A 20,285-nucleotide genomic window follows, 5' to 3' on the forward strand; every position below is an offset into this window, starting at 1 on the left:
TTAAGCTTAAGAATAACTTTGTGGTTACTCCTGCCCAATGTAGCTTAAATTCTACACCTTTAATCCCCGTGCAGTTGATAAATGCCACCTGCACTTTAAGCTAAGTCCTTTAATAACAAGGCTTTAGCTATACATTTAAGCTTGATTCTAGTTTAATTTTGTATTAAGACAAATTGAAAAAATGACAAAATCATAGAGCAATTTTAAAGCTTTTGCGATGATGTGGGCAATATCCATACTTAAGAATGCTTTTTCTATGCTCCAATGTCCCATAACCTTTATTTTTTGCAAGAGCATATTGTGGATAGAGTTTATCGAGCTCTCGCATTTGTCTATCTTTATGCACTTTTGCGACAATAGAAGCACACGAAACTACCTCTATGAGTGAATCTGCTTTGATTAATGTTTTCATACTCACACCTTGCTTTATCAGGTGTTGTGGAATTTGAGCATTAAATGTGCTATTGCCATCTATGATTATTTGTAATATTTTTTGTTTATCTTGCAAAACTTTATAGGCAAATTCCCCCATTTGCGCGACAAGAGATTCTATCCCGTATCTCATTGCCCAGCTTAAGCCATTTGTATCAATCTCTTTTGCGTCAATTTGTGCTAGAAATATGCCTATTTCTCCTTGGTTTGAGGCATTATATAATCTTTGATATATCTCCTCTCGCTTTTTTGGAGAGAGTTGCTTGCTATCTTTTGCGCCAAAGCTACTTATGATGGAATCTCTACCCACCACCCCAGAGATAAATAAGCTTCCGCACAGACAGCCCCGCCCAGCCTCATCAATTCCCGCTAACCACATTACACACTCCTTTAATTCCTTGAGCATATTTTAGATACACCGCTTTAGTTTAAGCTTAAAAAGATTACAATTCGTCCCTACACTTCTTGCAAAAGGGAAATGTATGCGTATATTAGCACCATTTAAATTGGCATCAATCGCAATAATGCTCTTTGCACTTTTTGCGCTGAATGCTTGTAAGGATGATGAGCTTGTCGTAGCTACTGCGGCGAATTTCGCTCCATTTGAGTATATTGAGGGGCAGGAGTTTAAGGGCATTGATATGGATATTGCAAAAATCATCGCCCAAAAACTAGGTAAAAAATTAGTTATCAAAGATATGGAGTTTGATTCTGTGGTTACTGCCATTGCTGCAGGAAATGCAGATATTGGCATTTCAGGATTGACGATTAATTCTGCACGTTCAAAGGTGATTGATTTTAGTGACACATATTTTAGTGCCTCGCAAGTCATTATCGTAGAATCAAGCGATACACGATTTGATGATGTTAGCACTAAAGAAGAGCTTATAGAACGGCTTAAAGCCATTCCACAGCTTAAAATAGGTGTCCAAGTAGGCACAACAGGCGTATTTTATGCTAAGGGCGATATGGATTGGGGATTTGAGAGGTTTCCAAATGCTGCGGTAAAAATCTTTTCAAATGGCGCACTTGCAACTATTGCAATGAAAAATCATCAAGTTGATATAGTTATTATAGATGAAATGCCTGCCTTTGAAATCGCTAAAGCACATAATGATACAAAGATTATTAATATTGCCTTGACTGATGAGAAATATGCCATTGGCATTGCTCCGCATAATGAGGCATTAAAAGATTCTATTAATGCTATCTTAGAAGAAATGAAGCAAGATGGGACGCTTCAGTCTATCATTGCAGCATATTATACGCAAAAATAAGTTCAGATGGATTTAGCAGTAAAATATCAGCTTTTCTATCATCAACTTATTACTAATGAAGGCTATAAGCTTATCTTAGAGGGGCTTGGCACGACCTTGCTCCTTGCTATTGTGGCATTGTGTATTGGTATCATAGTGGGCACGTTAGTGGCTATTGCCCTCACTCATAAGCAACCCTCTCTCCTCCATAGAATCTTATGCTTTTTTCTTAAGTCCTATGTAGGATTCTTTCGTGGGACGCCTATTGTTGTGCAATTACTCTTTATCTATTTTGTGATACTCCCTGCCTTTGGACTAAAAGGTGTGAGTGCGCTTATTGTAGCCCTCGCTATTTTTGGGCTTAATAGTGGTGCGTATGTGAGTGAGATTATCCGTAGTGGAATCTTGAGCGTTGATAGGGGGCAAGATGAAGCAGCAAGGGCATTAGGGCTTAGCTCATCAGCAAGTATGAGATATATTATCTTTCCTCAAGCCCTTAGAAATGCTCTTCCTACACTTGGCAATGAGTTTATCACTCTCCTAAAGGAAACTTCAGTAGCAAACTATATTACTGTTCACGACTTGACTTATGCTTATAAGAGCATAGGCGGGGCGAATTATGAGTATATGCTGCCCTATCTTTTTCTTGCACTCTCTTATTTGCTACTTGTTTTGTGCGCAAGCTATCTTGTTAAACTTTATGAAAAAAGGCTAAGAGCAAGTGATTTATATTGAGCATCTTAAAAAATATTTTGATAGCAAATGTGTGTTTGATGATGTGAATCTCCATATCAGGGCAGGAGAAAAGCTTGTCATCATTGGACCTGGCGGCTCGGGCAAATCCACTTTATTACGTTGTTTGAATCTGCTTGAAGTGCCAAGCGAGGGTAAAATATGGCTTGATGATAAAATACTTTTCCCGCAAAGTGCGCAGAGTTGGGATATAAATAAAGCACGGACAAAAATGGGTATGGTGTTTCAGCATTTTAATCTTTTTAATAATCTCAACGTATTAGAGAATCTCACTCTTGCGCCTACATTTCTTAAGCTCCTCAATCAAGAAGAAGCTATCACAGAGGCGCATAAGCTCCTTAAACGTATAGATTTGCTTGATAAACAAGATACTTATCCATTACGTTTGAGTGGCGGACAAAAGCAGAGGGTGGCGATTGCTCGTGCGCTTATGAATAAGCCTGAAATAATGCTCTTTGATGAACCTACCTCCGCGCTTGACCCAGAAATGGTGGGAGAAGTGCTTGATTTGATGAGAGATTTAGCCACAGAGGGTATGAGTATGATATGTGTAACGCACGAAATGCGCTTTGCTAGAGAGGTGGCAAGTCGCATTATCTTTATGGAGAGTGGGCATATTATCGAAGAGGGCAGTCCAAAAGATATATTTGAAAATCCCCAAACACCTCGTCTCAAAAGTTTTTTGAGCAAATTAAGCTTTTGATTTGATATACAATTTATGCAAACATAGAAAACAATAAAAGATTCTATAAATTTCTATAAGGCAAGCTTTTTCTTACGCCTAAAGGATGTTGCTTAACTGCTAATGTATTCATCAAGTAAGTCTCATAGGTTTAGAATTTATATTCTTCCTATGAGCGAGGTGTATCTTCATTTGCATAAAAATGCACGATAGTGCCAACTCTAAAAGCGTCGTAGGGTGGTAGGAGGTATATCCTCGAACAATATATAAGCAGGAGCGAGACATATATTACCAAGCCAACCTCGCACTTGTGCTTTAGCCCCAGCCTACATTTACATATTTAAACTTTTCGCTAGATGTATCGCTTACTCCGCTAAAACAAAGAAAGACATAAAGAATCTCAAGCTCCAAAAGCATTATTTCTTTAATAAAGTATTAAAAAACATCGTTTATTTACGGGTGTTTCTTTTTTAAGAAGCTAGTTTTAAAGAGTGTCATTGGTAGTTTTGACTTTAAAGAAGATAAAGATGAGCTTACTCATAAGGCATATAAGATTGCCAATATTCACGTGTCAGAACCTGAGGTGAAGGCTATCTTCGTTTTTTTGACTATATGAAAATGCACTTTAAAGATGAGGAGCGATATGTGGAGGCTATTAGCTACCCACGATTAGAGCAGCATAGGAAGTTTTAGTGTGGGATACTAGAGGAAATGGCAGGTATGGTAAAAAAATGTGTATTCTGCTTATGTAATGAAGTAAATAATATCAAGTATCTTTAAGGATAGGCTTTTAACCATCAATATGTGTTGATTGATAAATATTGTGCTAAGAAGATTTAAAAAACGTGAAACTTGTGAGTTAAATGCTATATTATCCCTGTGCGTGCGAGGGTAAAAAACATAGATTTACAGAGGTTATACATAATTTTGTAAAGAATTTTTTAAATCCTGTTAATTGCAAGGAATGCTATCAAAAAGCTTCGCTTTAAGGAAGAGCGAATAGGGAATGCCTCATACTCTGCAATCTCTAAAAAAAGATCGTTCTTCTTTTTTTGTTAAAAGCAGATGGATGTCTGGCTCTCAAATACAAATATTTCCAAAGGCTTGTTACAAGCCAATTTGTATCTCATCTTTGCCCTGCGTGATAATATCTGTATATTGCCTGTATATGTTTTGATAATCAGGCAGTATTTTTTCGTTGATTTCATTAAACCACATCAGCTTAAAATTTTTAAATCGTGCATCATAGTATGTATAAATCAGCTCTGCGCGGGGATTAGAAAGCTTTACCTTGCCATTTTTAATCTTTGTGATATGTACACTGCCTAGCATACCGATACGTTTATTCGTGCCTTTTTGCCCCGAGATAAGATTTCCAAGTGAGTAATATACTAAGCTATCGCCTATCCACTCTGCTTTTTGTACCACGTGCGGGTGTGTACCGATAATCAAATCAACGCCCAAATCAGCCAAAAGCTTTGCTAAATCATATTGCTCTTGTGAAGGTGTGAAGTCATACTCAATCCCCCAATGCATAGATACGATAAGCAAATCCACTTTATCGCGGACTTGCTTAATGTCATTCTCTAGCATAGCCTTTGTATAGACATTTACAAGATATTCTTTGCCCTTTGGTAATGGAATGCCATTCGTGCCATACGTATAGGCTAGAAGCGTGTATTTAATACCATTTTTTTCTAAGATTTTAAAAGTATTGCGTTCCTTAAATGATGAGTAGCTACCGGCAGTAAGCGCTGGTTTATCTGCCCAATATTTTAGAGAAGCTAAAATGGTTGCCTCGCCTCTATCAAGCGTGTGATTATTCGCTAGAGAGACAAGATTAAAACCTAAAGAGAGCATATTATCGCCAAATTCCTGCGGGGAATTAAATGCCGGATATGTGCTTAAGCCAAGTGCACTGCCCCCTAAAATCGTCTCTTGATTGTAAAAAGCAAGGTCATATTTTGCCACAATGGGCTTTAGCGCACTTAGCATAGTGCTAAAATCGTAAGTCTCATTTGCTTGCTTTGCGTCATTATACACAGAAGCGTGAAGCAAGGCGTCCCCTGCCATAATTAAATCTAATTCCTTAGCATTGCTATATATGAAGCTAAGGCATATATATAATAATCCTATCGCAATATGTTTCATTTATTACTCTTTAAGGGTGATGTATAAGAGGCGACTTTTTGTAAGAGGGCGCGGAGCTTAGCTATATCCTTTTTACCCGCTACACTCTCTATACCCGAATTTATATCAAGCATAGCTGGCTTAAGCGCTAAGAAATCGCTGATATTGTCTATATTAATGCCACCGGCGATACACAAATAGCTTTCTTTTAAAGAGCGCAAAACTTCGAACTCAATACTTTTGCCCGAGCCACCTCCCTGTGTGCTTTTAGAATCCACAAGGCAGAATGCCCCTTCATAATGCGGGCTAAAATCTGCCTTTTGTGCGATATTTTGCACGACATAATAAGGGAATAGCGCGTCTTTTAGCGCGATATTTGCAAAATACTGAGGATTCTTAGAATCTAGTCCGTGAAGCTGAATGGCGTGGATATGCCCCTGCCCATAAAGCGCCTTTGCCTCATTAAGAGAGGGCTTATCATTTACCACAGCTACACGCAAAATATGCGGGTAGAGTGTTTGCAAGGCTTTAGCAATCTCCTTGATATGCTTAGATTCTATATATCTAGGGCTATGTGCTACAAGAATAAATCCTAGCATATCAACCCCGCCATTAGTCTGCTCCTTAGCCACTTCTAGGGCATTATCAAGTTGCGTAATGCCGCATATTTTAATAATAGGCTTTGTGCGCTTAACAAATTTATCAAAAACGCAGCTATAAAATGCCACTTTTTGTTTTTTGCTAAGGTTTATGGCGGATTTAAGCGCGGTAATAGCGGCACTTGGATTGTTATGCTCGACAAGATAGCTTCCACAAAGCAAACCATCAAAGCCAAAGCTCCCCACAATAAAGGCAGAGTGAGGGGAGTTTATGGCAGATTCAAAAATAACCCTACTATGAGGTAGAGCATTTTTAAGCGTGCAGGCAGCAGGAATATTAATATTAAAGGTATGGAGATTGCGTGCATTAATGCCTACAAGTACAGGATTAAGAGGGGTGATAAAATCAATTTCATTGTGATTATGCACTTCGATAAGTGGCGTTAAGCCGTGTTTAAGGCATTCATCATAAATCGCCTTAAAACGCGCAAATCCCGCATCCTCATCGATAAACATCGCCACAATTAAAAGCACCATATCCGCCCCAGCACGATAGCTTATCTCAATTTCTTCAGGGTATTGGATAAAGTCTTTACGCAAGATACAGGCTTTAGGATAGGCATTTTTAACCTGCATTAAATCCGCTAAGGAGCCATTAAAATGCCGCTCCTCGCATAGCACAGAAATCGCCCCAGCACCTCCATTAAGATAATCACTAGCAAGTTTTGTGGGAGAATTGATAGCTCCAATTTGCCCAGCAGAAGGCGAAGCTCGTTTAATTTCAGCAATAAGAAGTATAGGTTCAAAACAAGGTTTTATAAGTGGGTGAATTCTCTTTTGTGGAATTTCATATCCGAAAGCAAAGCCTTTTTGAGCAATATCTTGTGAGCGTTGTGTTGTGATTTGAGCTAAGACTTCCACCATATCTTGTGTTGTTTCCTTAAGGTTTAAGATTTTTCTCTAAAAATAAACTCAAAGAGCTTATTCTAGCATATTTGGGGTAATCGCTTAGAAATGATAAGAAAGGTTTAGCGTGCCCGAATAAGTTTGAAAAGCTAAGTATGAGTGCGAATAAAGCGCATAGGCACTTGTGGATATATTTTTTCCCATAAACAGAGATTCACCCAGATACAATGTGAATCCAAGTGAGTTTTGGGGCGTAAATTTAATATGTTGAAGAGCCAAAATTAGTATAAAAAGAGGGGTTTGTAAATGCGTATTGCATATGCCCTCCTCCCAAGAGTTGTGTTTGATGGTTAAGAGTATATTGCATTTGTGTGCCTAGTGTGAGTTGTGGCGTATGAATAGTCCATAGAGGAGCATTAATAGTGGCTGAAGTAGTACTTGAAGTAATTGATTTCTTGAATGCACTTTGCAAACCAAACATATAATCAATGCCTATAAATGGTTTTATCCATAGTTTATTTACTTGTAATGGAGAGCCAATTTGGGCTGATAAACCAATCTCATAATAAGAATAGTGCGTTTGAAATGAGCTATTATTCATTGAAAGATACCGCTTTGTTTTATTGAAAGTTGCACCACTATATGCAAGAAGAGAAATTTCTACACCTTGTGAAAAGATTCTATCCATTAAGCCTAAGGCTAAAGAGTTTGTATCAAAGTGGGTTTGTGAAGCATCAAGTGATTGAGTCATATTTGTGTTAGCATAAGTAACAAAAGCACTAAGCTGATGTATGCCATAAGGAATCCTTACATTGATATTTACATCATTAAGAGGGGATTTAAGTGAGCCACGTGAAGCAATAGAGCTAAAAGGAGCTATATTGAAAACAGATTTGCGTGGCAAGGGCGTTATTTGAGCCTTAAGTGGGATAATATTATTTTGTATCATAGTCCATATATTTAAAGGAGAGGCATAAATCAGCATAGATTCTATATTGTCATTAAGATTATCTGCTAACATTGAGAGATAATTTCTATCACCATAGGTATAAATGCTTTGTTGAGTTGGTGCATGAGGATTAGAAAAATTTTCTTCAAGAGCGGTAAGAATGGCTTTTGGTTGTGTAGGAAGAGTATTCATAAAGGCGTTAATGGCTTGAGTGTTTTTATTAAGCGTGATTGTTGTGTTATTTTGGATAGATTCTATAAATTCACTTTTGCTGCTATCTGTGATAAAATCCATTTGTATATTGCTACCACTTAAAGTGCCTGTAATGAGTTGATGTGTGCCAAGATTTGCTCCTGTAAGATTAACTTTGATTGTACCATTATTTGAAAGATTCCCAATAAGTTGTCCCATCTTGCCATTTTGAGCACCAAAGGTAAGGGTGTTTCCAGCTGTATTTTGCATTCCTTGTGTCGCTGTAATGCTTCCACCATAAATAGCTACGCTTGAGTATTGAATGTGTCCGAGTTGTGTCCCTTTATCATTGATAAGTTGTCCTGCAATAGTAATTTCTCCACCATAGTTTATAAGATTCCCTCCACCCGGACTTGGTGCATCATTTTGCCACCAAGAACCTGTTACTGAATCAGCAAGTGGAATACCACCATTGTAAAAATTGCCATTTATTGTCATCTTACCATTGTTGATAAGGTTTGAAGTAGCAAGGTTTATCCCAAATGCACTTTGTCCTATATTATATACATTACCTGTAAGTTCCATTGTCCCATAATTATGAATGGTATTTTGAAATCTTATTGTATTGGCATCTAGTATCATTTGTGCGCTATTGCTAATCGTGCCTTGTGAATTAATGATGACAAAATCTGTGTTGCTTACATTGAATCTTGAGCCGCTTTCAAGAAAAAAGTTTGCTCCGCGTGAAAAATATATTTTTGATGAGGGTGCAAATTCACTCGCGGGAATTTTTTGTCCTTTTTGTAAAATAACTTCAAGCGTGGCATTTTCTCCAAGTGTGAGAGTGCCCGAAGGAGCGAAAGTATGAAAATCGTTGATACTTAGTTTTGAGTTTCTTCCTATATTTAAGCTTCCCATATAAAATACGGAATGTGTGTAACCATAGAGATTTGGTGGAGTAATACTCACAAGAGTAAGTTGAGAAGAACCACTGCTTGTAGAATATCTAAAGCTATAACTGCCAGCATTGCCCATTGAGCCAAATGTGCAGTATTGATTTCCACATCTTGAAGTGAGTGTATCCATTCTATTTTTCCCATTTTGCAAAACAATAGAATCTGGAAGCCTTGCTGTGTAGTTTTGTGCCATAGTATAGGTGCAGAAAAAACCATAGAGTGTAAAGAATGCAAAAATTCTATAATGCAATAAGTGCAAAAATAAGAATCTTGTTTTTTGCATAATTTTTATCCTTTTTATACATTAAATACAAATTATATTATCTTAATCTAAAACCAATGTGAGAAATCTTGAAAACAAGAAAACTTAAGTAAGATGATAGAATGTGTGAGATTGATGTTACTAATCTACTCTTAAATAAATAAAAACAAAGTTAAGTTTTTATTTAAATAATAGGCTTTAAGTTTGAAATATTTAAACTTAAAGCATCTAAAATTAAAGGAGAGCTATGAATAAAATTGTGAGTATAGGAATTTGGGGGCTCATATCGCTTTTGGGCGCGTGGTGCTTTGGTGTTTTGGCATTACATACAGGAGAGAGTATCTCGGCTGTATGGATAGTGGTGGCAGCAGTCTGTATTTATGCAATAGGTTATCGTTTTTACTCAAAGTATATCGCATATAAGGTTTTGGAGCTTGATGATAATCGTGCTACACCTGCAGTAGTCAATAACGATGGACGCGATTTTGTGCCAACAAATAAAATCGTGCTTTTTGGACATCATTTTGCGGCTATTGCAGGGGCTGGACCACTTGTAGGACCAATCCTAGCAGCGCAAATGGGCTATTTGCCTAGTATGATTTGGATTGTTGTGGGCGTGGTGATTGCTGGAGCAGTGCATGACTTCACAGTGCTTTTTATTTCTATGCGTAGAAATGGTAAGTCTCTTGGTGAAATCATTAAGTTAGAGCTTGGTAAGCCTATTGGCACGATAGCGATGATTGGGATTTTAGGCATTATGATGCTTATCATTGCTATTTTGGCTCTTGTAGTTGTTAATGCTTTGGCTGAATCTCCTTGGGGATTATTTACGATTGCTATGACAATTCCTATTGCGATTTATATGGGGCTTCATATGCGTTATATCCGCCCGGGCAAGATTGGTGAAGCAAGTATATTGGGCTTTGTGCTTTTGCTTTTGGCTCTTTACTTTGGACGCGATGTCGCAGCAAATCCTACTTTGGCGGAGATTTTTACACTTACTCCGGTTACATTGACTTATGTAATGATTGTGTATGGATTCATCGCAGCGATTTTGCCTGTGTGGTTCTTACTCGCACCTCGTGATTATCTCAGCACATTTTTAAAAATCGGTGTGATTGTGCTAATGGCAGGGGGAATCTTGATAGTGCAGCCAGATGTACGATTTGAGAGTGTTACAAAATTTATAGATGGCACAGGACCGGTATTTAGCGGACAGCTATTTCCGTTTTTGTTTATTACTATTGCTTGTGGGGCGATTAGCGGATTCCACGCGTTGATTTCAAGTGGGACAACGCCCAAAATGCTAGAGAAAGAATCCCACGCGCGAATGGTGGGCTATGGCGCTATGCTTATGGAATCTGCAGTAGCGGTAATGGCGCTTATCGCGGCGGTGATTCTCACTCCGGGTTTGTATTTTTCTATCAATGTCGCTCCTGCTGGGCTTGGCACAGCTGGGATTAAAGATGTGGCAGAAGCTGCAGCTATCGCCGCACAGACAATTAGCTCTTGGGGCTTTACCATTAGTCCTCAAGACATCTTAGATATGGCAAAAGACATAGGTGAAAATAGCATTTTGAGTAAAACCGGTGGTGCACCGACATTTGCGATTGGCTTAGCTACTATCATCTCTCAAGTGCCACTTTTTAATCAGGGCTCTATAGCATTTTGGTATCACTTCGCTATTTTGTTTGAGGCACTTTTCATTTTAACAGCTGTTGATGCGGGGACAAGAGCAGGGCGATTTATGGTGCAAGATGTGTTAGGCAATGTGTATAAGCCTATTGGTAATATCCATTCTATGTTTTGGGGCGTAGTAGCGACACTTATTTGTGTGGCTGGTTGGGGATATATCCTCTATCAAGGCGTTACTGACCCACAAGGTGGCGTGAAATCGCTTTGGACACTCTTTGGCGTATCTAATCAAATGCTTGCAGGTATGGCATTGCTCACCGTTATTACTGTACTTTTCAAAATGGGTAAAGGTAAACTCGCGTGGGTAGCTATCCTCCCTGCGGTGTGGGTACTTACTAGCACATTGTATGCAGGAGCATTAAAACTCCTTCCTGCAAATGGCGAGAAAGTGCACGATGCGGTAAGCCATATAGCCCTATGGCAAAACAATAGCGCAAAGGCTGCAGCTAAGACACAAGAGGCAGCAGCAGCTACTGACCCTGATGTGATAGCAACTCTCACAGCTGAAGCGGCGAAATTCTCTACTATTGCTACGAACAACCTTATCAATGCCTTGCTTTGCGCATTGTTTATGCTTGTTACTTGTCTGGTTCTTATACAATGTGTGAGAATCTGCATTCGTTCTGCGAATGGAAAAAATAACATTCCTTTTGCAGAATCTCCTTATCGTAAAGCAAGTGAATTTAATGGTGTGATAAGCACACACTAATGCTCCTTCCTGCAGTGCTTTAGCATTGCAGGATTTATTCTTAAAATACATAAACCAAGACAAAATTAAGAATTTTACATACTTTTTAAGTATAAAGATTTGCCAATAAAGTATCATCAAGGGCTATGTGGGCAATGATGCATAAAGCTTCTGATTGTTAAAGAGTTATTTTGGAATATATTTTGCTTTACTTTGAGAGATTATCTTAAATTAAAAGGTAAAATATGGCTATTGCAGATATTTCAAAGGTTTATCCTGTTGTCTATAAAGCACTTGATTATCGTTCAATCCGTCAGGATATGATTGCTTCAAATATTGCAAATGTCGATACGCCTTTTTATCGTCCTAAAGATGTGAATTTCGAGCAGTATTTGGCTAGAGAGAATAAAAAAATCTTTGGCAGTGGCGAGAGAAGCTATAAGCTTGAACTAGCTAAAACCTCAAAAGAGCATCTTGATAGCAGACGTATAAAGCCAGATAGCGCTACAATGTTTTGGCGTGATGGGCATTTAGCAAAAAATGATGGCAATAGTGTGGATTTAGATGTGGAAACAAGTGAAATGGGTAAAAATAGCACGATGTATCAAGCCCTTACAAGTGCATTAAAACGGCATAAAGGTATATTTAGTTATGCCATAGATTCAGGTAGAAATATCTAAATTAATGAAGGAGCAGGTTAATGTTTTTATCAAGCTTTGATATTAGTGGTTATGGACTTTCAGCCCAAAGGGTGCGTGTTAATGTCATTTCATCAAATATTGCCAATGCTAATACCACGCGCACAGATGAGGGTGGTCCTTATCGCAGGAGAGAAGTGTTGTTTCAAGCATTTGATTTTAATAAAGTTTTAAATGAAAAATTGGGAAAAAATAACCACCAACTTAAATATGAAGATCCATTGCACGAGGGTGATTTGGGAAAAGAACCAAAACCTGCTATAATGAGCGTTTATATCCGTAAAATCGTGCGCGATGATAGGGAGCCATTAATGAAATATGACCCAAGCCACCCAGATGCAAACGCTGAAGGTTATGTCGCTTATCCTAATGTTAATCCCGTTGTCGAAATGGCCGATTTAATAGAAGCAACTCGAGCATATCAAGCAAATGTCGCTGCATTTCAAAGTGCAAAGAATATGGCGAGTAATGCAATTACAATGTTCCAAGCATAGGAGAGGTAAATGGCTAATCAATTCGGTGTGATTACAAATGATATTCAACACATTGGGGTAGAAAAGAAGAATATTGAGAGCGCAAAAAGTAAGCAAGATGGGCTTGATTTTATCAATACATTGAAAAATTCTATACAAGATGTGAATGCAGAGCAGCAAACTTCAGAAAAAGCACTTGCGGATATGGCAAGCGGACAAGTTAAAGATTTGCATCAAGCAGCGATTGCGATTAATCGTGCTGAAAATAGTATGAAGGTTATGCTTGAGGTAAGAAATAAAGCCCTTAACGCCTACAAAGAAATTCAAAGAACCCAAATCTAAGGGTATTTGTGGCATATTATGCAAAAAAGACAGGGGTTGTTATCTCTGTCTTTTTCCTCATTGTTTTATGTTTCATCGTTTTTCTTAGTATTGTCTATGTCAAAATGGTAACCCCCCGCAAACTCCCTACTATTAATGCTACAAGAAGCAATACTTCTATACGTGGCAGTCTCTATACAAGCGATGGCTTTGAGGTCGCATATAGCAATAAGCTCTACAAAGCAAGTGTGAATACCCAAAGCATTGATCCAGATAAAAAAGAGCTTTTTATCACGCTTTTTTCCATATATAGCGGTATTCCTCAAAATGAAATACGCAAAAAACTTAGTCAAAATGGTTATGTGGTGCTTTCTTATACGCTTAATTCCACTGTGGCAACTAATCTTAAGAATCTCAATCTTATTCTTATCCGTTATGATGTGTTTCGCGAGTATGAAGATAAGAGGGGGAGGATTATCCAAAAAATGGGGCTTAGCATCGAGGTAAGTGGAAACAATAGAATCTACGCTTATCAAAATATCCTTGAGCCACTCATTGGCTACACACGCAAAACAGAACACCACAATATCACACGTGTTGATGGCGTTAAGGGCGTAGAAAAATATTATAACGATATACTTTCTGCCAAACAAGATGGACGCATTACAGGCAAGCGCGACATAGGTTTTAATATCATTGCCAATAAAGCAGCAGCTATACAAACTCGCCAAGATGGATTTGATGTAACGCTCAGCATTCCTCTAAGCTTACAGCGAAAAATTGAACTTGAACTCGATGAGGCAAAGAAACGTTATAAAGTGCGTGAAATCATTGCGGGCATTATGGATTCTAAAACGGGCAAGTTTCTGGCATTGGCTACTTCAAATCGTTTTGACCCAAAGCATATTCAGCAAAAGGATTATCCGCATTTGAATCTTAATGCGATTGAATACTCCTATGAGCCGGGCAGCACGATTAAGCCTATTATCTATGCGATTTTATTGCAAAAAGGTATGGTAAATCCTAGTGATGTAATCGAGCTTGATAATGGCTACTACAAGCTTAAAAGCTACACGATACGCGATACCCACCCGCTTAAAAGTGGAAGTGTGGAGGATATTATCGTGCGCTCCAGCAATATTGGTATGGTGAAAATTTCTAAAGATTTAAAGCCTAATGAATACCACACTGCCCTCCATGCCTTTGGCTTTGGGGAGCTTAGCGGGATTGATTTACCCTATGAAAAAACAGGCTTAGTCCCCAGCCCTAAAACCTTTCAAAATGAAGTATATCGCGCAAGTGTGAGCTATGGTTATGGTATGAGGGCGACTTTTATGCAGCTTATGCGCTCATATGCGATTTTTAGCAATGGCGGCTATCTCATCACGCCTCGCATAAGTGAATATGTAACTGCCCCTAGTGGCGAAAAATATGTCCCTAAACGTTTTGAGCCTATTGCTATTCTCTCACCGCAAACCACTGCTCAAGTGCATCACGCACTTATTCAAGTCGTTAAAAGAGTGATTAAAATCGCACAAGTAGATGGCGTTATCACAGGGGGAAAAACAGGCACAGCACGAATTGCCCTCAATGGCAGATATGATAGCAAGTATAATGGCTCATTCTTTGGATTCGCACAAGATGATAATAATGCCTACACAATAGGCGTTGTGGCTTTTGAATCCGATATAAAAGATGACTATTATGGCTCACGCACAGCTGCACCTATCTTTAGACGCATTGTAGAAATTTTGCTCGATGATGGCTACCTTAAGCCTATGCAGCCTCAAGCTGAAGCCCAACAAGCAGAGCAAGAATGAAGCCTATGCCATCACAGGTACAAAGTGCTTACATTCCCTTTATCTCGCCCTTCATTGCCAATGATTCTGCCCCCAATCTTGTCTATCTTGCGCAATGCGATACGACTGCGGGGTTATTAAGCGCGAATGCGGAGATTCTAAATCGTCTCAAAGGGCGACCTAAAGGGCAAAATGTGCTTTTGCAAGTAGATTCTTTACAAACATTAAAAACCCTCACAAGAATCCCCGCCATACATAAAAATCGCATTCGCAAGGCTAGGCTTTCTACTTTTATATATCCTAACAAAAAGGCTATAAGGCTTGTTAATAAAGGACTTCATACGCAGTTTTTTACTTCCTTTAAAATACTTTATTCTACTTCGGCAAATCCAACAGGAGAGCCTTTTAATCAGCAATGGGCGGAGGCAAAATGCGATGTGATTGTGTTTGATAGAAGAAGTTTAAGACAAGGTGAGGCATCAAAAATTTACAAAATTAATCGTTGCGCAATCCAAAGGAGGCGATAATGCGTATTGATAAATTTCTTAGCAGTGTGAATATTCTCAAGCGGCGCAGTATCGCGCAAGATATGTGTGAAAATGGTGTGGTAAGTATAAATGATGTAATCGCCAAATCAAGCAAGGAAGTGCGCGTGGGCGATATTATCAAACTCCATTATTTAGAATATACCAAAACCTACCAAGTTCTTGCCCTCCCGCAGACAAAAAGCACTCCCAAATCCCAAAGTAGTGCATATTTTAAGGAAATGTGATAGAATCTCATTGCTTATTTGAAGCCATAGGCATAATTTTTGTGCATTTTGCTTTAAAATCTTTGATGTTTCGATAGTCTTTGCTTAGCGGATTAGCGCTATCTTTTTTAGCGGCAATGAGTTCATTGTAGTAATAAATTTTGTATTCAAGCTTTGAGAGAATCTTTTTAAGATTTTTGATTTCTTTGATTGTAGTTGTCTTTTGGGTTTTGATAATCTCTAGTCTTTGCTCTAGTGTTTCTGTGCCTAAGGAACAAAGATGAATATATTCTTTAAGATGAGCGATACTCATACCAATCGTGCGATAGCAGTCTATCCACGCTACCCATTCTAAATCTTTTTGACTAAAATATCGCACTCCGTTCTTGTCTTTTTCAATAAATGGAAAAAGACCCTTATCGCACCAAAATCGTAATTTGCGCGATGGCACACCGGTGAGTTTTTCTACCTCTATGATCGTATAAGCCATAGCTACCTCCTTTATGTTTGTTTTGTAGGAATGATTTGCGTGCGGCATAGCAGATCGTGCAGACATCTCCCATCTGTGCGGAAGATTCCAACAAGTATGCCAAAAAGAAAGCTTGTGCCAATCACCCATAGCACATAGCGGATAAATGCCCTTATAAAGCTTACTTTTGTAAGATTTTCTTGTATAGAATCTGCTTTATTGTCATTTTGCTGTGATAAAGTATGAGAATCTTGTGTTTTAAGATAACACACAAGCTTAAGATTCATATAGCGATAACCGGGCGTTTGTGTGCTAAGAGTAAAGAAAAGTGAAGTGATGATACCATAGCATATACCACAGGTAAGTATGGCTATTTGATTATGTGTGAAATCCTCCTTACCATCTAAAAATACATAAGTAGTAAGATACAATAAAGGCATATTAATCATAAACATATCCGTGATAAATGCCTTTATACGTTCACTTGCATACATTAGCCGCAGTTGATTTTTGAGGCTAAAGGTTTTCATATCCACCCACGCACTATAAGCAGTGGGCTTTGGGGTAGATTTGAGCTTACGCCAGCGTTTGTGTGTCGCCATAGATTCTAATTCCCCCTACTACCGGGCTTAATCGCCTTTTGTGCACCCTCTTTGCATAATGGGCAGTTGTGTGGCTCATACATATTAAACACAAAATCCGCTAGGGCAAAGAGTGGCACATCTGAAGGAAGTCTCGCCTCTTTTTTACGTTCTAAACTTGAGCCTACACGTTTGCAGAATCCACGATTAGCCAATCCTGCATAAGCCACTACTTTCGCCCCTTCAAATTCTACGCACTGGGCAGATTCTAAAGCAGAACCTCCGGTGGTGATAATATCCTCACATACTAGCACCCTTTCACTTTGTGTTACTCCAAAGCCTCTCCTTAGCTGCATTTGCCCCTCTACACGCTCAGTAAAGATAAATCTCACACCCAAAGCCCTAGCGAGTTCATATCCAGCAAGAATCCCCCCAATAGCAGGAGAACATACACAATCTATTGCAATCCCGGATTCTTTGATTTGCGTAGCAAGGGCTTTGGCTAATTGCTCTGCTACAAGGGGATTTTCAAGCACACGCGCGGATTGCAGGTAATGGTCGGAGTGATTACCACTGCTTAAGAGAAAATGCCCTTTAAGCAGGGCGTTGGCATTCACATAATATTGTTTAACATCAAGCATAGAATCTCCTTTGGGTTTTAGAGTTTAAAATCTTTAAAATCGTATTTCTATTCCCATCATATTGTTTATATCAAGTGAAGGTGTATAAATAGTCCCAATATATGTGAGCATAGATAAATCCTCAAGTGGCACTTCGGTTTTTTTAACCTTAATGCCATTGACTTCATAGAGCAAATCTTGCCATATTTTTGTTACATCTTCTAACACTTCTATGGGGTCTTTATCGTATGGGAAATCTTGCGTGGGGATTTTTTGCATTCCATAACTAGAAGTGCTACATATAAGCCACATCATAATTGTGATGTGAAGTTTATCTTTCATTGTATCCCCTTGTTTATAGTATTGCTTGTGCTTAAAAATAGTGTTATTCTAATATAATTTTGTTATACTTGCAAAAAGATGAGAGTAAGCTACTTTTAAGAGCCAATTTTATTTTAGAGAAAGGAGCAGATATGAGGATTATAAAACTATTATTATTTTGTGGCTTATGTGTAGCCTTTAGCGCGGAGCTAGAGGGATATTATATGACGCATAAAGGTGAAAAGGGACAGCAATCTATTGTTGAGTTTTTTAAAAAAGATGGCAAATACTATGCCTATGGCTTTGCCAATGTCGATGGTAGCCCACCTAAAAAAGATGTGAACAATGAGAATCCAGCCCTAAGAAACCGCTTTGATAAGGGCAGTATATTTGTATATAATCTCGTGCGTGATGGCTCAAGTGATACATATAAAAATGGCAAGGTGTATAACTTTGATGCGGGGAAAACATACTATGCTAAAATCACACTTAAAGGTGATACGTTAGAGTTACGTGGGAGCATTGATAAATCAGGTGTTATGGGAGAGACAAAAATATGGAAAAAATTAAGCGATGAGGAGGTAAAGCCCTATCTCTCGCAAAAGCCTGATTTTTCTGTCGTGGAAAATAGCCTTAAGGATATTCAATCCTAAATGGCTGCTCCTTCGCCCTCTGCGCTACAACAAGCCCTTTTAGCGCTCAACCCCGCACAGCAAGAAGCAGCAAAGCATATCGATGGTGCATTGCTCATTCTTGCAGGGGCAGGGAGTGGGAAGACAAAGACGATTACAACGCGTTTAGCCTATCTAGTCGATGAAGTGGGAATCCCCCCGCATAGCACACTTACCCTTACTTTTACCAATAAAGCCGCAGAGGAGATGAGAGAGAGGGCGCTCTCACTTTTAGATACTACCCTTAATGCGCCGCCGCTTTTATGCACGTTTCATAAATTTGGCTTAATCTTTTTACGATTCCATATCACCACACTTGAGCGGGCGGCAAATTTTGTCGTGCTCGATTCAGCAGATAAGCGCTCCATACTCAAATCGCTTTGCAATACGTTACCTCCTGCTATTTGCGATACGTATATTTCCACGATGAAAAATAGCTTTCTTTCCCCAGAGGAGGCAAGTACCTTTGCTCATAGTGCGGAGGATAAGAAGCTTCAAAGAGTGTATGATGAGTATGAGCGGTATTTGGCAGGAAAAAATCTGCTTGATTTTGATGATTTGCTCTATCTTACTTATAAGATTTTAGACAAAAGACAGGATATTGCCCAGCAGATGAGCCAAAAGTATCAATATGTTATGGTTGATGAGTATCAAGATACCAATGAATTGCAATGCAAAATTCTAAAAAGCCTTTGTGTGAGCCATCAGAATCTCTGTGTTGTGGGCGATGATGACCAAAGTATTTATGGGTGGCGTGGGGCAGATGTGCGTAATATTTTGCGATTTCCGCAAATGTTTGATGAAGTCAAGGTGATTAAGCTAGAAGAGAACTACCGCTCATATGAGCCAATCCTTGAGATTGCTAATAACCTCATATCGCGCAATACTGAGCGTTTGGGTAAGAATCTAAAGAGTATAAGAGGGGCAGGAGAGGCTGTGCGCCTCGTAGAGAGTGAGGATGAGAATAGCGAGGCGATGTTTTTAGCTAAAGATATAGAGAGGCTTTTAGCACTAGGGGTAAATTTGAGTGAGATAGCTATTTTGTTTCGCTTGAATGCCCTCTCACGTGGAGTAGAGGAGGGCTTAAATCGTGCTCAAATCCGATATAGAATCATTGGGGCTATGCGTTTTTACGAACGTGTAGAGGTTAAGGCACTATTAAGCTATTTGCGTTTGATTGTAAATCTTGATGATGATTTTTCATTTTTAAATATTATTAATAACCCCAAACGTGGCATTGGTAAGGTGAGGCAAACGCATTTAGAGAATCTTGCCATCTCTAAAGGGCTTTCCTGCATTGCTACATTGATAGCCTATCCTAAGGAGTGTTTGGAGATTCTAGGCAAAGCCCCTTATAGCGCACTTATGGATTTAGTAGGCAAATTACAGCAATGGCAGAAATGTGGAAGTTTTGAAAATGTGATTACAGAAATGGAGGAATATCTCATTTTTACATTCAGCAAGTTTGATGAGGTCGATAGAGAGGGAAATATAGCGGAATTTTATGGCAAATGCCGCGATTATGCTATTTGCAATCCTAATAGCCATATTGAAGATTTTTTAAATGATTTAGCCCTTGCTAGTCCTAGTGATGAGGTTGTAGGCGATGCTGTGAGCTGTATGAGCATACATACCGCAAAGGGTTTGGAATTTAAATATGTCTATGTGATTGGCTTAGAAGATGGATTTTTCCCAATGCAAAGAGACGAGGAGAGTTTGCAAGAGGAGCGGAGGCTAGGCTATGTAGCTTTCACACGGGCAAAAGATGTGCTAACACTCTGCTATGCAAAAAGCAGATTCTATAAGGGTAAAAGAGAGTGGCTTAAGCCCTCATATTTTTTGAAAGAAAGCGGAATGCTTGGAAACACACTCTTGAGGCAAAAGGACATTACATCGACACAAAGTGAGTTCCATAAAGGTATGAAAGTCTCTCATAAACTCTTTGGCGTAGGTGTGATAGAATCTATTCAAGCACAGGGAGCGCAATATAGGCTAAAAATCAATTTTGGCGGATTGCAGCGGGAAATTATCAGTTCATTTGTGCAGCCCTTAGAGGAATAAAGGCTGGAAGCATATAAGGT

At 38.8% G+C, this 20,285-nt stretch carries 20 protein-coding genes; 12 read left to right on the forward strand and 8 right to left on the reverse strand.

Annotated elements, in window-relative coordinates; genetic code table 11:
• Positions 1-190: 190 nt before the first annotated feature.
• Positions 191-811 carry a ribonuclease HII gene (locus tag V3I05_RS09740; protein WP_343353472.1) on the reverse strand — a complete coding sequence of 207 codons (621 nt, stop codon included), beginning with the start codon at positions 809-811 and terminating at the stop codon, positions 191-193.
• 103 nt (positions 812-914) lie between these two features.
• Here V3I05_RS09740 and V3I05_RS09745 point away from each other — a divergent pair, with 103 nt between their 5' ends.
• The 3 genes from V3I05_RS09745 to V3I05_RS09755 are packed head-to-tail and all read left to right on the forward strand — an operon-like array spanning position 915 to position 3,144.
• A complete protein-coding gene (locus V3I05_RS09745; protein ID WP_343353474.1) occupies positions 915-1,709 on the forward strand; it encodes an ABC transporter substrate-binding protein in 795 nt (264 codons plus the stop codon).
• Between the two features lie 6 nt (positions 1,710-1,715).
• Positions 1,716-2,423, forward strand: coding sequence for an amino acid ABC transporter permease (locus V3I05_RS09750; protein ID WP_343353475.1), 708 nt, complete (start codon positions 1,716-1,718; stop codon positions 2,421-2,423).
• Positions 2,410-3,144, forward strand: a complete 735-nt coding sequence (locus V3I05_RS09755) for an amino acid ABC transporter ATP-binding protein (RefSeq protein ID WP_343353476.1) — start codon at positions 2,410-2,412, stop codon at positions 3,142-3,144. The genes V3I05_RS09750 and V3I05_RS09755 overlap by 14 nt, the downstream gene beginning before the upstream one ends.
• A gap of 1,086 nt (positions 3,145-4,230) precedes the next feature.
• Here V3I05_RS09755 and V3I05_RS09760 read toward each other — a convergent pair.
• From V3I05_RS09760 to V3I05_RS09770, 3 genes are all read right to left on the reverse strand, one after another.
• Positions 4,231-5,274, reverse strand: coding sequence for a CapA family protein (locus tag V3I05_RS09760; RefSeq protein ID WP_300451365.1), 1,044 nt, complete (start codon positions 5,272-5,274; stop codon positions 4,231-4,233).
• Positions 5,271-6,776 carry a bifunctional indole-3-glycerol phosphate synthase/phosphoribosylanthranilate isomerase gene (locus V3I05_RS09765; RefSeq protein ID WP_343353477.1) on the reverse strand — a complete coding sequence of 502 codons (1,506 nt, stop codon included), beginning with the start codon at positions 6,774-6,776 and terminating at the stop codon, positions 5,271-5,273. Before V3I05_RS09765 ends, V3I05_RS09760 begins: the two co-directional genes overlap by 4 nt.
• Before the next feature lie 241 nt (positions 6,777-7,017).
• Complete coding sequence (locus tag V3I05_RS09770) at positions 7,018-9,138, reverse strand: hypothetical protein (protein WP_343353478.1); 2,121 nt, start codon at positions 9,136-9,138, stop codon at positions 7,018-7,020.
• Positions 9,139-9,364: 226 nt separating this feature from the next.
• Between V3I05_RS09770 and V3I05_RS09775 the strand changes: the two genes are divergently transcribed.
• The 7 genes from V3I05_RS09775 (at position 9,365) to V3I05_RS09805 (ending at position 15,563) form a co-directional block, all read left to right on the forward strand.
• Positions 9,365-11,521 carry a carbon starvation CstA family protein gene (locus V3I05_RS09775; RefSeq protein WP_343353479.1) on the forward strand — a complete coding sequence of 719 codons (2,157 nt, stop codon included), beginning with the start codon at positions 9,365-9,367 and terminating at the stop codon, positions 11,519-11,521.
• Positions 11,522-11,745: 224 nt separating this feature from the next.
• The gene (flgB, locus tag V3I05_RS09780; RefSeq protein WP_295701441.1) at positions 11,746-12,180 is read left to right on the forward strand and encodes a flagellar basal body rod protein FlgB; all 435 of its coding nucleotides are present in this window, start codon (positions 11,746-11,748) and stop codon (positions 12,178-12,180) included.
• A 20-nt stretch (positions 12,181-12,200) separates the two neighbouring features.
• Complete coding sequence (flgC, locus tag V3I05_RS09785; RefSeq protein WP_295701438.1) at positions 12,201-12,692, forward strand: flagellar basal body rod protein FlgC; 492 nt, start codon at positions 12,201-12,203, stop codon at positions 12,690-12,692.
• Positions 12,693-12,701: 9 nt separating this feature from the next.
• Positions 12,702-13,013 (forward strand): flagellar hook-basal body complex protein FliE, encoded by a 312-nt coding sequence (gene fliE / locus V3I05_RS09790; RefSeq protein ID WP_295701435.1) that lies wholly within the window; start codon positions 12,702-12,704, stop codon positions 13,011-13,013.
• Positions 13,014-13,021: 8 nt separating this feature from the next.
• Positions 13,022-14,812: a penicillin-binding protein 2 gene (locus V3I05_RS09795; RefSeq protein WP_343353482.1), complete on the forward strand. Its 1,791-nt coding sequence runs from the start codon at positions 13,022-13,024 to the stop codon at positions 14,810-14,812.
• Positions 14,809-15,318, forward strand: coding sequence for a Sua5/YciO/YrdC/YwlC family protein (locus V3I05_RS09800; protein WP_343353484.1), 510 nt, complete (start codon positions 14,809-14,811; stop codon positions 15,316-15,318). The genes V3I05_RS09795 and V3I05_RS09800 overlap by 4 nt, the downstream gene beginning before the upstream one ends.
• Positions 15,318-15,563, forward strand: a complete 246-nt coding sequence (locus V3I05_RS09805; RefSeq protein WP_295701430.1) for an RNA-binding S4 domain-containing protein — start codon at positions 15,318-15,320, stop codon at positions 15,561-15,563. The genes V3I05_RS09800 and V3I05_RS09805 overlap by 1 nt, the downstream gene beginning before the upstream one ends.
• A 7-nt stretch (positions 15,564-15,570) precedes the next feature.
• Here V3I05_RS09805 and V3I05_RS09810 read toward each other — a convergent pair whose 3' ends face one another.
• From V3I05_RS09810 to V3I05_RS09825, 4 genes are read right to left on the reverse strand one after another with little or no spacing between them, the layout of a single operon-like run.
• Positions 15,571-16,032 carry a MerR family transcriptional regulator gene (locus V3I05_RS09810; protein ID WP_343353485.1) on the reverse strand — a complete coding sequence of 154 codons (462 nt, stop codon included), beginning with the start codon at positions 16,030-16,032 and terminating at the stop codon, positions 15,571-15,573.
• 11 nt (positions 16,033-16,043) lie between these two features.
• Positions 16,044-16,613, reverse strand: a complete 570-nt coding sequence (locus tag V3I05_RS09815) for an RDD family protein (protein ID WP_343353486.1) — start codon at positions 16,611-16,613, stop codon at positions 16,044-16,046.
• Positions 16,614-16,618: 5 nt separating this feature from the next.
• Complete coding sequence (gene pyrE, locus V3I05_RS09820) at positions 16,619-17,233, reverse strand: orotate phosphoribosyltransferase (RefSeq protein WP_295701421.1); 615 nt, start codon at positions 17,231-17,233, stop codon at positions 16,619-16,621.
• Between the two features lie 33 nt (positions 17,234-17,266).
• Complete coding sequence (locus tag V3I05_RS09825; RefSeq protein WP_300448097.1) at positions 17,267-17,554, reverse strand: hypothetical protein; 288 nt, start codon at positions 17,552-17,554, stop codon at positions 17,267-17,269.
• A 131-nt stretch (positions 17,555-17,685) separates the two neighbouring features.
• Here V3I05_RS09825 and V3I05_RS09830 point away from each other — a divergent pair, with 131 nt between their 5' ends.
• Together V3I05_RS09830 and V3I05_RS09835 are read left to right on the forward strand one after the other, a co-directional pair.
• Positions 17,686-18,186, forward strand: coding sequence for a DUF2147 domain-containing protein (locus tag V3I05_RS09830; RefSeq protein ID WP_343353488.1), 501 nt, complete (start codon positions 17,686-17,688; stop codon positions 18,184-18,186).
• Positions 18,187-20,265 (forward strand): ATP-dependent helicase, encoded by a 2,079-nt coding sequence (locus tag V3I05_RS09835; protein WP_343353490.1) that lies wholly within the window; start codon positions 18,187-18,189, stop codon positions 20,263-20,265.
• Positions 20,266-20,285 lie beyond the last annotated feature (20 nt).

Origin of the sequence: Helicobacter mastomyrinus (genome assembly GCF_039555295.1) — a bacterium.
GTDB classification, from domain to species: Bacteria; Campylobacterota; Campylobacteria; order Campylobacterales; family Helicobacteraceae; genus Helicobacter_C; species Helicobacter_C mastomyrinus.